15 protein-coding genes and 1 riboswitch are annotated in these 14,704 nt (G+C 29.1%); of the genes, 12 read left to right on the top strand and 3 right to left on the bottom strand.

Annotated features, from left to right (window positions below; genetic code table 11):
* Position 1: 1 nt before the first annotated feature.
* The 7 genes from Tmeso_RS07815 to Tmeso_RS07785 all read left to right on the top strand — a co-directional run bounded on the left by Tmeso_RS07815 (position 2) and on the right by Tmeso_RS07785 (position 6,624).
* Positions 2 to 367 (top strand): DUF1667 domain-containing protein, encoded by a 366-nt coding sequence (locus tag Tmeso_RS07815; protein ID WP_099189915.1) that lies wholly within the window; start codon positions 2 to 4, stop codon positions 365 to 367.
* 190 nt (positions 368 to 557) lie between these two features.
* Positions 558 to 728, top strand: a complete 171-nt coding sequence (locus tag Tmeso_RS07810; RefSeq protein WP_099189913.1) for an aspartyl-phosphate phosphatase Spo0E family protein — start codon at positions 558 to 560, stop codon at positions 726 to 728.
* Between the two features lie 75 nt (positions 729 to 803).
* Positions 804 to 1,607: an Asp23/Gls24 family envelope stress response protein gene (locus tag Tmeso_RS07805; RefSeq protein WP_099189911.1), complete on the top strand. Its 804-nt coding sequence runs from the start codon at positions 804 to 806 to the stop codon at positions 1,605 to 1,607.
* Positions 1,608 to 1,758: 151 nt separating this feature from the next.
* Positions 1,759 to 3,129 carry an NADP-specific glutamate dehydrogenase gene (gene gdhA / locus Tmeso_RS07800; RefSeq protein WP_099189909.1) on the top strand — a complete coding sequence of 457 codons (1,371 nt, stop codon included), beginning with the start codon at positions 1,759 to 1,761 and terminating at the stop codon, positions 3,127 to 3,129.
* Between the two features lie 233 nt (positions 3,130 to 3,362).
* Positions 3,363 to 5,216 (top strand): sensor histidine kinase, encoded by a 1,854-nt coding sequence (locus Tmeso_RS07795; RefSeq protein WP_099189907.1) that lies wholly within the window; start codon positions 3,363 to 3,365, stop codon positions 5,214 to 5,216.
* A gap of 38 nt (positions 5,217 to 5,254) precedes the next feature.
* Positions 5,255 to 5,494 carry an HPr family phosphocarrier protein gene (locus Tmeso_RS07790; RefSeq protein ID WP_099189905.1) on the top strand — a complete coding sequence of 80 codons (240 nt, stop codon included), beginning with the start codon at positions 5,255 to 5,257 and terminating at the stop codon, positions 5,492 to 5,494.
* A 209-nt stretch (positions 5,495 to 5,703) separates the two neighbouring features.
* Complete coding sequence (locus Tmeso_RS07785; protein WP_099189904.1) at positions 5,704 to 6,624, top strand: amidohydrolase family protein; 921 nt, start codon at positions 5,704 to 5,706, stop codon at positions 6,622 to 6,624.
* Positions 6,625 to 6,719: 95 nt separating this feature from the next.
* Here Tmeso_RS07785 and Tmeso_RS07780 read toward each other — a convergent pair whose 3' ends face one another.
* Both Tmeso_RS07780 and Tmeso_RS07775 read right to left on the bottom strand, forming a co-directional pair.
* Positions 6,720 to 7,385 carry a deoxynucleoside kinase gene (locus Tmeso_RS07780; protein ID WP_099189902.1) on the bottom strand — a complete coding sequence of 222 codons (666 nt, stop codon included), beginning with the start codon at positions 7,383 to 7,385 and terminating at the stop codon, positions 6,720 to 6,722.
* The gene (locus Tmeso_RS07775; RefSeq protein ID WP_099189900.1) at positions 7,385 to 8,041 is read right to left on the bottom strand and encodes a deoxynucleoside kinase; all 657 of its coding nucleotides are present in this window, start codon (positions 8,039 to 8,041) and stop codon (positions 7,385 to 7,387) included. Before Tmeso_RS07775 ends, Tmeso_RS07780 begins: the two co-directional genes overlap by 1 nt.
* Before the next feature lie 217 nt (positions 8,042 to 8,258).
* Here Tmeso_RS07775 and Tmeso_RS07770 point away from each other — a divergent pair, with 217 nt between their 5' ends.
* Positions 8,259 to 8,615, top strand: coding sequence for a response regulator (locus Tmeso_RS07770; protein WP_099189898.1), 357 nt, complete (start codon positions 8,259 to 8,261; stop codon positions 8,613 to 8,615).
* 4 nt (positions 8,616 to 8,619) lie between these two features.
* On the opposite strand, the gene cobT is transcribed toward Tmeso_RS07770, so the two are convergent.
* Entirely contained in the window at positions 8,620 to 9,666 is a 1,047-nt protein-coding gene (gene cobT / locus Tmeso_RS07765) for a nicotinate-nucleotide--dimethylbenzimidazole phosphoribosyltransferase (RefSeq protein WP_099189896.1), read from the bottom strand.
* Positions 9,667 to 9,769: 103 nt separating this feature from the next.
* Positions 9,770 to 9,944: riboswitch (cobalamin riboswitch) on the bottom strand.
* A 152-nt stretch (positions 9,945 to 10,096) separates the two neighbouring features.
* Here cobT and Tmeso_RS07760 point away from each other — a divergent pair.
* From Tmeso_RS07760 to groL, 4 genes are all read left to right on the top strand, one after another.
* Positions 10,097 to 10,975 (top strand): DNA-3-methyladenine glycosylase family protein, encoded by an 879-nt coding sequence (locus Tmeso_RS07760; RefSeq protein ID WP_099189894.1) that lies wholly within the window; start codon positions 10,097 to 10,099, stop codon positions 10,973 to 10,975.
* A gap of 3 nt (positions 10,976 to 10,978) precedes the next feature.
* The gene (gene cls, locus Tmeso_RS07755; RefSeq protein WP_242967893.1) at positions 10,979 to 12,469 is read left to right on the top strand and encodes a cardiolipin synthase; all 1,491 of its coding nucleotides are present in this window, start codon (positions 10,979 to 10,981) and stop codon (positions 12,467 to 12,469) included.
* A gap of 231 nt (positions 12,470 to 12,700) precedes the next feature.
* Positions 12,701 to 12,985, top strand: a complete 285-nt coding sequence (gene groES, locus Tmeso_RS07750) for a co-chaperone GroES (RefSeq protein ID WP_099189892.1) — start codon at positions 12,701 to 12,703, stop codon at positions 12,983 to 12,985.
* A gap of 36 nt (positions 12,986 to 13,021) precedes the next feature.
* Complete coding sequence (gene groL / locus Tmeso_RS07745) at positions 13,022 to 14,653, top strand: chaperonin GroEL (protein WP_099189890.1); 1,632 nt, start codon at positions 13,022 to 13,024, stop codon at positions 14,651 to 14,653.
* Positions 14,654 to 14,704: the final 51 nt, after the last annotated feature.

The following is a 14,704-nucleotide window of genomic DNA, read 5'->3' as shown; positions in this document are numbered from 1 at the left end:
GATGGAAAAAAATATTACTTGTATAGTATGTCCTGTTGGTTGTAGAATGACAGTTAAAAAAAATAAAGATGAAACTTATACAATTACAGGAAATACATGCAAAAGAGGAGAAAAATACGGAGTAGAAGAAATGACAGCTCCTAAGAGAATGGTTACAACTACAGTTAAGATAAAGTATGGGGCTTTAAGATTAGTACCTGTAAAAACCAGTGATTCAATACCAAAAGAGCTTATATTTGAGCTTATGGAACTACTTGATGATATTGAGATTGAAGCACCTGTAATGGTTGGCGATGTAATTATTGAAAATGCATTAGGTACAGGAGTTAATATAGTTGCTAGTAGAGATATGTGTAAGGTATCTTAAAAATAGAAATCTAACTATTAGTTAATCGAAAATAAAGGTTATTAAAATAAGGTTACTTTAATTAGTAAGTGATATTTTAATAACCTTTACTTTTTGTGTTTTTAGAATTTTCAAATATTTACGATTGAATTTCTGCTTTAAGGGTATATATAGTTATAATATATATTTTTAAATTAAAGGAGGGTCTATTATGAATCAATTAAATGAAATAAAGTTAGAAATAGAACAATTAAGAAATGATATGCATGAACTTATATCTAAAAAAGATTCTACTATGCATCCTCAAATAATTGAAATAAGTCAAAGGCTTGATAAAGTATTGAATCAATATCATGAAGAAAATATAAAATATAAAAAATAGATATTTAAAAATAAGCAAAACATATCCAGATAAGGTTATAATAGATATATTATAGAATTAAAGAGAGGTATTAATATGAAGGTATATGCACTTTGCGGTCCTAGTGGCACAGGAAAGAGTTATAGAGCTTTAAGTATAGCTTATAAAAATAATATAGATTATATAATAGATGATGGCATTCTTATACATAAGAACTGTATAGTAACTGGTATATCAGCTAAAAATGCTTCTACTAAGATGGAGGCAGTTAAGAGAGCTATATTTGAAAATCCAGATCATAGAAGGAATATGATACAAGTTATAAAAGATAATGATGTTAGAAGCATATTAATAATAGGTACATCTTGGAAGATGATACATAAAATAGCCAATAGATTAGAGTTACCTGATATTTATAAAAAAATAAATATGGAAGATATAGCGACAAAAGAAGAAATGGATGAGGCTAAAAAAAGTAGGATGGAAAAAGGTATCCATATAATACCTCTGCCAACTTTTGAAGTAAAAAAACATTTTTCGGGTCTTTTTACTAATCCAATTAAGCTATTGTTCAAGGACAAAAATAGCGAGATAAAAGAATTTGAAAAAACTATTATAAGGCCTACTTTTAGCTACATGGGAAAATATTACATATCGCAAAAAGCTATAAGGCAAATTGTTTCATATGAAATGACTAAATTTGAAGATGTATGTCAAGTGGGAACTATAGATATAAAACACAATAAATCAGGCATAAAAATAGACATAAAAGTTAAACTTGAAATAGTCGGAATGTTAAGAAAATGCGAAGATATACAGTCAAAAATAATGAATATACTAGAAACTACAACACTTCTAAGCGTTAAAAGTATAAATATACATATTGTAGATATTTGTTAAAAAATAAATAACCATTTAATATGTTTACAAGTTAAATTTTAGTATGTTATAATTTATTCAAGGAGTGGGAAAACATTTTCCCCGATTCGACAAATAACAACTTTGTCAGAGTGATCAAATGATTAATATTAAAAAGAGGGGGTTTCCTTAAATGTCAAGAGAAGTTTTAAGTGCTAAAGATTATATAGCTAGTGTAATGGAAAATGTTACGAAAAGAAATAGTGCAGAGCCTGAGTTTTTACAAGCTGTTGAAGAGGTATTAAATACTTTATCTCCAGTTTTAGAAAAACGTCCAGAATATATAAAAGCTAACATATTAGAAAGAATAACTGAGCCAGAAAGACAAATAGTGTTCAGAGTACCTTGGGTTGATGATGCTGGTAATATCCAAGTTAACCGTGGAATGAGAGTTCAATTTAATGGAGCTATAGGACCTTACAAAGGAGGACTTAGATTCCATCCATCAGTTTACATAGGTATAATCAAATTCTTAGGATTTGAGCAAATATTTAAGAATTCATTAACTGGACTTCCTATAGGAGGAGGAAAAGGTGGATCTGATTTCGATGCTAGAGGAAAATCAGATGAAGAAATAATGAGATTCTGCCAAAGCTTTATGACTGAGCTTTACAGACATATAGGACCAGATGTAGATGTTCCAGCTGGAGATATCGGTGTTGGAGGAAGAGAAATCGGATACTTATATGGACACTACAGAAGAATAAAAGGAGCTTTTGAAAATGGAGTTCTTACAGGAAAAGGACTTCCATATGGAGGAAGTTTAATAAGACCTGAAGCTACAGGATTTGGAGTGACTTACTTCTGTAATGAAATATTAAAGCATGTAGGAGATACTTTCAAAGGAAAAACTGTTGCAGTTTCTGGATTTGGTAATGTTGCTTGGGGAGCATGCCAAAAAGTTAGAGATCTTGGAGGAAAGGTTGTTACACTTTCTGGACCAGATGGATATATCTACGATAAAGATGGTATCGTAACTGATGAAAAAATAAACTACTTAGTAGAAATGTTAAAAGAGAACAAAGGTGCAAGAGTTAAAGATTACGCTGATAAATTTGGATGCGAATTCGTAGCTGGAGAAAAGCCATGGGGACAAAAAGTTGATATCATAATGCCTTGTGCTATTCAAAATGATATTACTATAGAGCATGCTAAGGCAATAGTAGCAAATGGAGTTAAGTATGTTTGTGAAGGTGCTAATATGCCATGTACTAATGAAGCTGTTGACTATTTCTTAGAAAATGGAGTAATAGTAGGACCTGCTAAAGCTGCTAATGCTGGTGGGGTTGCAGTTTCTGCACTTGAAATGTCTCAAAATAGTATGAGACTTGCTTGGACTACAGAAGAAGTAGATGCTAAGCTTCATGCTATAATGATAAATATCCATGAAAATGCTAAGGCTGCTGCTGAAGAGTATGGATTTGGATATAACTTAGTTGCTGGAGCTAATGTAGCTGGATTCTTAAAAGTTGCAGATGCAATGGTGGCTCAAGGAAACTACTAATAATAAATTTCAAATCAGGTAGAGTAATCTTACTCTATCTGATTTTTTTTAGTTCCAAAAAATAATAAAAAAAGTATATCTTTAAAATATTTAGAATAAACACTTTATACACATAAAAAATTAAGTAAAAAGGGATAAAAATTTTATTATATAATGTAATATTATGGTTTATATGGTATTATTTAAAATGAAGAACTCGACAGAATCTAGTACATATTATTAGGGGGATATTAATGACTAGCATAAAAAAAGAAAGAATGTATGCCATTAAAGTTATGTGTATATATATTATTATTGCAAATACACTTGTTTATGTGAGTAACTATATAATAAATTCTAATTTTAAAAGTATAGATAAGTTTATAATGTTTGGATATATGAAATACAATATATTCATAGCTGTAAATTCTATAGTTATTTATATTTTAATAGAAAAATATATTAGAATAATTAGCGATTTGAAAAGAGAGATTCAAATAAATGAGGAACAATATAAATTTGCAATAAATAATACCACGGGTGGTCTATGGTGTTGGAATGCAGATAAAAATCATATATTATTGCCATATAAATGGAAATCTATACTAGGGTATGAAGATTATGAACTATCTAATTCAGAAGATAATTGGTTTAAATTGATACATCCAGATGATTATGATTATGTATTTAAAACAACATATGATTATATGGATAAGAAAATAGATAAATATATACTAGAATATAGAATGAAAAAAAAGGATGGAACATATATATGGGTATTAGATAGAGGACAAGGTATATGGGATGAAAATGATAGAATAATAAAATTTATGGGAACTTACACAGATATAACGGAGATGAAAGAAAATCAAATAAGTCTGAAGCAGAGTGAAGAAAAATTTAAGGCATTATTCAATAATGCAGGAGATGCTATAGCTCTTATACAATTATATGATGACTGTATGGATAGATATATAGAAATTAACGAAAGTGCTTGTGAAAGACTGGGGTATTCAAGAGAAGAATTATTAGATATGACTCCATATGATATAAGAGATGATAAGTCACACGATAAGTACAAAGAAGCTTTGATGAAATTAAATGAGTTAAAATGTATAACATATGAAACTATTCATATAACTAAAAATGGAGATAAAATACCGGTTGAAATAAACTGGCATTTATTTGAGTTTAATAATGAAAAAGTAATATTATCTATAGCTAGGGATATAACACAGCGAAAAGAGCATAGCGATAAATTATTAAAGATAATAGAAGAGAATGAAGAGCTACTAGCAAGAACCATTCGGAACGATAGAATAAAAACTGAATTTTTTTGTAATATATCACATGAATTTAAAACACCGTTAAATGTAATACTTGGAACTATTCAATTGCTAAATATTTACAAAAAAGATGATTGTATAGAGATAAATCCTGAAAAATTTAACAAATATATAGATATGGGCAAGCAAAACTGCTTTAGATTATTAAGACTTATAAATAATATTATTGATATTACAAAAATAGAATATGACTCTTTTGAAGTTAGATATAGAAATTATAATATTATAAATATAATAGAGAGTATAACTCAATCAGTAGTAGAATTTGCAAAATTAAATGAAATAGATATAATATTTGACACTGATATAGAAGAAAAAATAATCTTTTGTGATGCAGATATAATAGAAAGAGTAATATTAAATATATTATCAAATTCTATAAAAAATACTGATAAAGGTGGATGTATATGGGTAAATTTATATAATAAAATTGATTATATGCTTATAACTATAAAGGATAATGGGATAGGAATACCAAAGGATAAAATAGATACTATATTCAATCGGTTTACTCAGGTTGATGGATCTTTAAAAAGAAAGCATGAAGGAAGTGGAGTTGGATTATCTCTTGTGAAATCTTTAGTAGAAAAACATAATGGAGAGATATGGGTGAAAAGTGAAGTGGGTGTAGGTACTCAAACATTCATAAAGATTCCTTGTAATAATTTTAATAATAATTATGAAATTGAGGAAGAATGTAGTTATAATAATAATTTGGTTGAAAAAATAAATATTGAATTTTCGGATATATATTCATTATAATTAAATTGAAACAAATAAATAGTAAAGGAGCAAATAAAATGAGAGTAACTTTTATGAAGGTTGAGGATATAAATAGGTTTGTAGAATTCGTATCTAAGTTAAAAGGTAAGATTTACTTGAAGGCTGGGGAATATTCTGTAAATGCAAAATCTATAATAGGAGCTATGTATATAGTTAACGAAAATCCGAATGAAATAGTTGTAGAAGTTGAGGATGAAGTAGAAGCGAAACAAGTATTGACATTTTTAATGCAGGGATCACATCTTAAAGAAGAATAAAAAAAGAGACGACTTAAAAGATTTTAAGTCGTCTTTTTAATCTAAAGAAATTATAGGACTTTAAATTTGAGAATAATATTACTAAAAGTACTACAGGATCAACTATTTTAAGAAACAGAGTCATGATGGATGTTGGCGATATGAGTCAATACGTCGAATTAGACGAGTTTTGTATTTCTCGGGAAATATGTTTAAAGGGGGAATAAAATATGATAGATTGTCACATACATATATCTCTTGATGGAATAGATTTCAAAAAAGCTAGAGCATTATCGAAAATAGAAGAAATAGAAAAAATTATAAGAAAAAGGTTTAAAGAATATAAAAAAAGGGGAATTTATGTTTTAAGAGATGGTGGAGATGATTTAGAAATATCTTGTATAGCTAGAGAAATAGCAAAAGAAGAAAAAATTATATTCAAATCTCCTGTAAAAGCAGTTTATAAAAAAGGTATGTATGGTAAATTCTTAGGGTCACCTGTTAGAGACTTAGAAGACTTTAAAAATCTATTTGATTATTTAAAGTCGAAAAGATTGGACCATTTAAAAATAGTTTTGAGTGGTCTTGTAGATTTTAAAGAGTATACAGATTGCACCAAGATATTTTTTAATAAAAAAGAACTTAAGTATATGGTAGAGATGTCAAAATACAATGGAATACCTGTTATGGTTCATGTTAATTCATCATATGGAATCGATATGGCTATTGAGTGTGGCGTTGATACTATAGAACACGGGTACTTTATAAAAGATAGAGAAATTTACAAAATGGCAGAGAAAAATATTATATGGATACCAACATTATCACCCCTTGGAAATTTGGGACAAGGAGATAATAAATTTAAAGATCATTGTAATGTAATAGATAGGGTGTATAAAGAACATTTACATTCAGTAGCTCTAGCACATGAAGTTGGAGTGAAAATAGCTGTAGGAAGTGACAGTGGATGTTATAATGTAAGACATGTGCAAGGAACATTTGATGAGATGAATCATTTAATAAAATCTGGGATAAAAGAAGATGATGTTATCAATATGGCAATAGAAAATGGAATAAAAGCATGTAACTTAAATAGTAATGAGATCGAATATCTTTATATGAATAGAAAAATTGATAATTTACTTAAATGAAAAAGATGCTTATAGAATCTATAAGCATCTTTTTCATGCTATAACAAAGTATATAATTTTCGATCTATGAATAGCATTTACAAGTTAACTAATATTTATAAATTTAATATTTTTTTTATTTCATCAGCTATAATATCTAACTGTCCAGGGTTCTCGATTAAATCAACTTTGTCGATGTTTACGTATAATATAGGAGAATCTGTATAGTTATTTATCCATTCTTGATATCTCAAATGAAGATTTTCCCAGTATTCTATAGGAACTCTTTTTTCCATATCTCTACCTCTTAGGTTTATTCTATCTATTATAGTGTCAATAGAACCGTTTAGATATATCATAAGATTTGGTTTTTTTAAGTGAGGTATCATATCGTAAAACAAATCTCTATATGTTTCAAAGTCTCTTTTGCTCATTTTATTGTTGTCATATAAAGACTTTGCAAATATTTCAACATCTTCATATATACTTCTATCTTGTATATTGCTGAATCCGTTTGATGCTATTGATTTTTGTTGTTTAAATCGTTGAGCTAGAAAGTATAGTTGAAGATGGAATCCCCATTGTTCTTGATTTGTATAAAAATCATCTAAATAAGGGTTGTCATCTACTTTTTCAAAGTGAGAGTTTAAATTAAGTTTTTGAGATAATAGCTTTGTTATAGTAGACTTACCTGCTCCTACATTCCCTGCTACCGTAATAAATATATTTTCATTTGTATCTCTAGGTATTGATGAAGTGTTGTTATTTATGAGTTTTAACATTAGATGCCCCCTAAAGTTTTAATACTGTTTTCTACTTGTTCAATAATCCAATTTCTATCTTTTTGGCAGTTTATAAAGTCCATATTTGTATTATCTACATTAATTATAATAGGTGTTTTTTCACCAAAATAGTGTTTTAAAGATCGTTTATTAAAATAATACTCATATTCTTCTCTGAGGTTATCTATATAATTTTTATCCATTTGTCTCTCGAAATTTCTATCTCTAAGAGCTATTTTTTTCATTAAAGTATTTGTACTAGAGTTAAGATAAATTATTATATCTGATTGAGGTAGACCATTTACGAATATATCATAGACTTGTTTGTATTTATGGAATTGTTTTTTATTGAGTGTAAGACCTGCAAATATTAAGTTTTTAATTATATTATAATCGCTGATTACAATCTTACCTTGTTTAATAACTGTTTCAATATCTTCCAATTGTTTCACTCTATTAAAAAAGAAAAATGATTCTGTTTGAAGAGCATACTCCTTAATGTTAGTGTAAAAATGAGACAAGAAAGGATTTTCTTCAACTATTTCTCTTAAATGATGAGAGTTGAAATGCGAATTAAGTATATTAGATAAAGTAGTTTTACCAACTCCTATAGGTCCTTCTATAGAAATAAAAATTCCTTTTTTTATATTTTTCATTATTAAAATCACCTTCTAAAAATAATATCTACAGTATTGTATCAAAAAAATAGAGTTAATTCTACAAAACTTGAGCAAAAATACTTTTCTAAATTATGACATAATGAAATGTACTTATATCAAAATGATACATTTGGCTAAATTGTAACCTTAGATTGAATTCTTATGAAAAAAATGGTAAAATAGTTCTAGTTAGAGGTTAAGGAAGGGTGAAAAAATGAGGATATTAATAGTAGATGATGCTACTTTTATGAGAAATTTTCTATTTGATAATATGCAAAAGCTTGGATTTGAAGTTATAGGAGAAGCTTGTGATGGAAAAGAAGCTATTCAAAAGTATATAAAACTAAAGCCTGATATAGTTACTATGGATATAACTATGCCAAAAATGAATGGGATAGAAGCATTAAAGGAGATAAAAAAGATTGATGAAGATGCAAAAGTTGTAATGATATCTGATATAGGGCAACATGAAAAGATTATTGAAGCTATAAAAAGTGGAGCGACAGACTTTATAATAAAGCCTGTACACCCAGATAGACTAAAAGAGTCATTAGAAAAAGTTTTCGTATAAATAATTAAACAATACTACAAATTTCATCTCTCTTTACCATATTTTTATACATATAGTTAGCAGCCTCTATTATGTTAAAGGCAAGAGCTGCTCCACTTCCTTCGCCAAGGCGCATATTCATATAAAGCATAGGTTCTAGTTTTAAAAGATCAAGAGCTGTACTACTTGCTTTTTCTTTTGAAAAATGAGATGCGATCATATATTCTTTGGCAGTATTACTAAGAGTATATGCAATAATAGCAGCAGAATAAGAAATAAAACCGTCTAATACAACAGGAATATTATTATTACTTGCGCTTAGTATAACTCCGGCCATAGCACCTATTTCAAAGCCTCCTACCTTAGATAATACATCTATAGGATCTTCTTTAATAGGATTGTTAATATTTATGGCTTTTTTTATTGTGCTTGCTTTTTTTATTATAGAATCACTATTCAGCCCAGCTCCCATGCCTGTAACATCTAAAGGGTCTAAATCTGCAAATACTGATATTATAGCACTAGTCGCTGATGTGTTTCCAATTCCCATCTCACCTATCCCGAGTACTGTATATCCATCATTGATAAGTTTGTTAGATAATTCAATACCTATTTCTAGAGAGCGAATAGCTTCATCGTATGTCATGGCAGGACCTTTTGCCATATTAGAAGTCCCTTTTCTTATTTTATAATCTAAAACTCCATCTATTGAATCATCGCAGTTTATGCCTACATCAACTGCAATTACATCTGCATTTGCACTTTTTGCTAAACAACCTACTCCGCTAACTCCTTTCACAAAATTAGGAATTTGTAGTTTTGTAATTTCTTGAGGATCTGGAGCGACACCTTCTTCATATATACCATGATCAGCTGCAAATGCTAGTATAGCTTTTTTAGAAGTATCAAAATCGGTCTTTTTATAGATACCAGATAGTTGCACGCATATATCTTCTAATTTACCAAGGCTTCCTACTGGTTTAAAAAAACTATCCAATCTTTGTTGAGCTAAATCCATACATTTTCTGTCGATTTTACTTATAGAATTAATTGTTTCGTTTAAAAGCTTCATATTTTTATTTCCCCCTTTTATGTCTAAATAAATTATACAACTCAAAAAGTCCATATCTTTAATTTTTGGCATCAAAAATTAAAGATATGGACTTTACCGTCATCCGTATCAACTATACAAGGTAGGTCTCCTGACTTAGCTTCATCACCATATCGTCCTTCCCAGAATAAACCAGTGGATATATAGATATAGCTTCACATTACAGTGGTGGGTCCGTTTAGGATTTTAACCTAATTCCCTATTATCCTATTAAAGGCACCTTGTACTGAATATTATATTCTACGTATTATTTCTAAATTCCTTTTTTATTTTTTAAATATATATAATTAACATTTTAATGAACACAATTTTAAATGTAAATTTTTAAATTTAAAAATAAGTTTTTTGGGTAAATTAACTGTATGAGTACATAGTGAGGAGATGGATATTTATGAAAATATATGAAAAAAATAATTCAGTTTTAGTTGAAGGTATGAAAGATTTTGAGCCTAAACATATATTTGAGTGTGGGCAATGTTTTAGATGGAATGAAGAAGATGACGGTTCGTATACTGGAGTTGCATTTAAAAAAATACTAAATGTGAAAAAAGAAGAAAATTTAGTGTATTTTAATAATACAAATCTAGCAGATTTTCATAATATATGGTATAAGTATTTTGACTTGGATAGAGATTATTCTAGAATAAAAGAAAAATTATCTCAAATGGATAAATACTTAAATGAAGCTGTGAAATTTGGATATGGTATAAGAATACTTAATCAAGATGAATGGGAAATATTGATATCATTTATAATATCAGCTAATAACAGGATATCTATGATAAAAAGAGCAATAGAAAATTTATCTATGAATTATGGTGAATATATAGGAGAATATAAAGGTAAAAAGCACTATGCATTTCCAACTATTGAAAAGATGAACTCTCTAACGCAAGAAGAGATAAGAAAATGTGGAACTGGATTTAGAGATCAGTATATAAAAGATACTACTTTTGAAATAAATACTGATAAGGAATCTATATATAAATACAAGAATTTAGATGCCGATATGTGTAAAAAGGGACTTTTACAATTTTGTGGAGTAGGGCCAAAGGTTGCAGACTGCATAATGTTATTCTCTATGGAAAAGTACAATTCATTTCCAGTAGATGTATGGGTAAAAAGAGTAATGGAAGAATTTTATGTGAATGAAAATCTTAGTTTAAAAAAAATAAGAGAATATGGAATAAATAAATTTTCAGATTTATCTGGATTTGCTCAGCAATATCTATTTTACTATGCAAGGGAGCTTGGAATAGGTAAGAAATAGGAGGTGATTGACATAATAGACACTATAATATGGGCATTTGGAATATTATTCACAGTATCTGCGGTGTTAGTATCGTTAGTAATATTCATGGAGAATAGAGATCCTTCTAAGACAATAGCGTGGCTTTTGATTTTTGTAGTATTCCCAATAGGTGGGTTTATAATATATATGTTCTGTGGACAGAATGTGAGGCGTAAGAAGATATTTAAGACTCAGAAGATATTTTCAGATATAAAGGTTAGTGACTTATTTAATAATATAAAAGAATTTGATAATCTATTGTTTGTAGAAAAGCAAGCTATAATTGACAATATTATATTTAATGATAGTAGTATGGATAATTCCAAGAGTATTATGAGTTTGTTATTGAATACTGGAAGAATCCCGTTTACACTCAATAACAGTATAAAAATACTAACTAATGGAAATCAAAAATTTGATGAGATGATAAAAGATTTAAGAAAGGCAAAGCATCATATTCATATGGAGTACTATATTATAAAAAAATCTGATATAGGAGACAAAATAAAAAATATATTAATAAAAAAAGCAAATGAAGGAGTGAAAGTAAGAATACTTTATGATGATGTAGGTTGTTGGAGATTTTGGTTTGATAGAAAGTTTTTTAGTGATATGAGAGAGCACAATATAGAAATATATCCATTTTTAAAATCGACGATTCCTTTCTTGAATAGAAGATTAAACTATAGAAATCATAGAAAGATAGTTGTAATAGATGGGAAAATAGGATATACAGGAGGTATAAATATAGGGGATGAATATTTAGGAAAAAATAAAAAATTCGGATTCTGGAGAGATACACATATGAAGATAAAAGGTGAATCTGTTTATATGTTGCAGCTTACATTTTTACTAGATTGGTATTTTGCTACTAAAAATAGAATATTCGATGGACAGTATTTCCCATCCATATCTTATAAAGGAGATAGTATAGTTCAAATAGCTGCTAGTGGTCCAGATTCTGATTGGGAAGTAATACATCAAGCGTATTTTAGTGCTATATCAAAGGCAAAAAAGAGAATATATATACAAACACCGTATTTTATACCTGATGAAAGTATATTAATGGCTCTAAAAACAGCAGCTTTAAGTGGTGTAGATGTGAGAATAGTATTTCCTCAAATAGCAGACCATAAAATAGTTCACTTAGCATCATCTTCGTATTTTAAGGATATATTAAGAACGGGAGGAAAAGTATATTTATATAAAAAAGGATTTATGCATTCAAAGATACTGATAATAGATGATGATATATGTTCTGTAGGTAGTGCTAACATGGATCTTAGAAGCTTTATGATTAACTTTGAAGTAAATGGATTTATATATGATGAAAAAGTTACTAAAAGACTTGAAAAAGATTTTATGGAGGATATAGAAAATAGTGAAGAAATAAAGTATGAAGATTATATCAATAGATCTGTATTTCAAAAAATAAAAGAGTCAGCTGCAAGATTATTCTCTGCTGTATTATAAAAATATGTCTATGAAATAAAGCTAATTTCATAGACATATTTTTAGTTTTTTTACGTATAAACACAATACTACAATATATTTACGAAAATACGTGAAAAAAGTAAATAAATACTTAATGAAAACTCTTGAAATATTAGCGTAAATTCGATATATTATAATTATAATTAGCACTCATGTTAAGTGAGTGCTAAAAGGGAAAATATACAATATATATTATAAGGAGGGGTTATAATGAAAATCAAGCCATTAGCTGATAGAGTAGTTATAAAGAAATTAGAAGCAGAAGAAAAAACTAAAAGTGGTATAGTTTTACCAGGAAGTGCAAAAGAGCAGCCACAAATGGCTGAGGTTGTAGAAGTAGGACCTGGAGGAGTTGTAGATGGTAAAGAAGTCCAAATGGAACTTAAAATTGGAGATAAAGTTATATTTTCTAAATATGCTGGAACAGAGATTAAACTAGAAGGCGAAGAGTATACTATTTTAAGACAAAATGATATATTAGCGGTTGTAGAATAAATTGTAAAAATTAAACATAATTAGGAGGGGTTTTTAATGGCTAAAGAAATTAAATTTGCTGAGCAAGCAAGACGTTCGTTAGAAAAAGGAGTTAATAAACTTGCAGATACTGTAAAGGTTACTTTAGGACCAAAAGGAAGAAATGTTATATTAGATAAAAAATTTGGATCACCACTTATAACTAATGATGGTGTAACAATAGCTAAAGAAATAGAGCTTGAAGATTCATATGAAAATATGGGGGCACAACTTGTTAAGGAGGTAGCTACTAAGACTAATGATGTAGCGGGAGATGGAACTACTACAGCTACTGTTTTAGCTCAAGCTATAATTAGAGAAGGACTAAAGAATGTAGCTGCTGGATCTAATCCGATACTTATTAGAAAAGGAATTCAAAAGTCTGTAGAGGTTTCTGTTTCTAAATTACACGAAAATTCAAGACACATAGAAAACAAAGAGTCTATAGCTCAAGTTGCTGCTATCTCTGCAGGAGATGAAGAAGTAGGAAAGCTTATAGCAGATGCTATGGAAAAAGTAGGAAAAGATGGAGTTATAACTGTTGAAGAATCTAAAACTATGTTAACAGAGCTTGATGCAGTTGAAGGTATGCAATTTGATAGAGGATATTTATCTCCTTACATGGTAACAGATGTTGAGAAGATGGAATCTGTTTTAGATAATCCATATATATTAATTACAGATAAAAAGATAAATAACATTCAAGAAATATTACCAGTACTTGAGCAAATAGTACAACAAGGTAAAAAACTTCTTATAGTAGCAGAAGATGTAGAAGGAGAAGCGCTTGCTACTTTAGTAGTTAATAAATTAAGAGGAACATTTGAGGTTGTAGCTGTTAAAGCTCCTGGATTTGGAGATAGAAGAAAGGCAATGCTTCAAGATATAGCAATCCTTACTGGAGGTCAAGTTATATCTGAAGAAGTAGGACTTGATTTAAAGGAAGCTGAACTATCTATGTTAGGTAGAGCTTCTACTGTTAAAGTTACTAAAGAAACGACTACAATAGTAGATGGAGCTGGTAATGAAGTAGAAATTAAAGATAGAGTGAATCAAATAAAAGTTCAAATAGAAGAGACATCTTCTGAGTTTGACAAAGAAAAATTACAAGAAAGACTTGCGAAGCTTGCTGGAGGAGTAGCTGTAATAAAGGTTGGAGCTGCTACTGAAACTGAGCTTAAAGAAAAGAAACTTAGAATAGAAGATGCACTTAATGCTACAAGAGCAGCTGTTGAAGAAGGGATAGTATCAGGTGGAGGAACTGCACTTGTTAGCATTATACCTGCAGTTGAAGAATTAATTGAAACTCTTGAAGGTGAAGAAAAAATAGGTGCTAAGATAATAAGAAAGGCACTTGAAGAGCCATTAAAGCAAATTGCTACTAACTGCGGACTTGAAGGAGCAGTTATAGTTGAGAACGTTAAAAACTCTGATGTGGAGATTGGATTTGATGCTCTTAATGAAACTTATACTAATATGATAGAGGCTGGAATTGTTGACCCAACTAAGGTTACAAGATCAGCACTTCAAAATGCAGCATCTGTAGCTGCTGTATTCTTAACAACAGAAGCTGCTGTTGTTGATATTAAATCAGATGATCCTATGCCAGCTATGCCAGGTGGAATGGGTGGCGGAATGCCGATGATGTAATTTAAGAAGACCTTAGGGTCTTCTTTTTTTCATATAAGCGTAAAATGAAGG

The organism is Tepidibacter mesophilus (genome assembly GCF_002724055.1).
Taxonomy (GTDB): domain Bacteria; phylum Bacillota; class Clostridia; order Peptostreptococcales; family Peptostreptococcaceae; genus Tepidibacter_A; species Tepidibacter_A mesophilus.
The sequence above is the reverse complement of the archived record's forward strand: the minus strand, read 5'-3'. Positions and strand labels throughout refer to the sequence as shown.

Excerpts from the sequence above, each read along its gene's own strand:
- Tmeso_RS07815 (WP_099189915.1), top strand. The coding sequence starts at position 2 with ATGGAAAAAAATATTACTTGTATAGTATGTCCTGTTGGTTGTAGAATG.
- Tmeso_RS07810 (WP_099189913.1), top strand. The coding sequence starts at position 558 with ATGAATCAATTAAATGAAATAAAGTTAGAAATAGAACAATTAAGAAAT.
- Tmeso_RS07805 (WP_099189911.1), top strand. The coding sequence starts at position 804 with ATGAAGGTATATGCACTTTGCGGTCCTAGTGGCACAGGAAAGAGTTAT.
- gdhA (WP_099189909.1), top strand. The coding sequence starts at position 1,759 with ATGTCAAGAGAAGTTTTAAGTGCTAAAGATTATATAGCTAGTGTAATG.
- Tmeso_RS07795 (WP_099189907.1), top strand. The coding sequence starts at position 3,363 with ATGACTAGCATAAAAAAAGAAAGAATGTATGCCATTAAAGTTATGTGT.
- Tmeso_RS07790 (WP_099189905.1), top strand. The coding sequence starts at position 5,255 with ATGAGAGTAACTTTTATGAAGGTTGAGGATATAAATAGGTTTGTAGAA.
- Tmeso_RS07785 (WP_099189904.1), top strand. The coding sequence starts at position 5,704 with ATGATAGATTGTCACATACATATATCTCTTGATGGAATAGATTTCAAA.
- Tmeso_RS07780 (WP_099189902.1), bottom strand. The coding sequence starts at position 7,385 with ATGTTAAAACTCATAAATAACAACACTTCATCAATACCTAGAGATACA.
- Tmeso_RS07775 (WP_099189900.1), bottom strand. The coding sequence starts at position 8,041 with ATGAAAAATATAAAAAAAGGAATTTTTATTTCTATAGAAGGACCTATA.
- Tmeso_RS07770 (WP_099189898.1), top strand. The coding sequence starts at position 8,259 with ATGAGGATATTAATAGTAGATGATGCTACTTTTATGAGAAATTTTCTA.
- cobT (WP_099189896.1), bottom strand. The coding sequence starts at position 9,666 with ATGAAGCTTTTAAACGAAACAATTAATTCTATAAGTAAAATCGACAGA.
- Tmeso_RS07760 (WP_099189894.1), top strand. The coding sequence starts at position 10,097 with ATGAAAATATATGAAAAAAATAATTCAGTTTTAGTTGAAGGTATGAAA.
- groES (WP_099189892.1), top strand. The coding sequence starts at position 12,701 with ATGAAAATCAAGCCATTAGCTGATAGAGTAGTTATAAAGAAATTAGAA.
- groL (WP_099189890.1), top strand. The coding sequence starts at position 13,022 with ATGGCTAAAGAAATTAAATTTGCTGAGCAAGCAAGACGTTCGTTAGAA.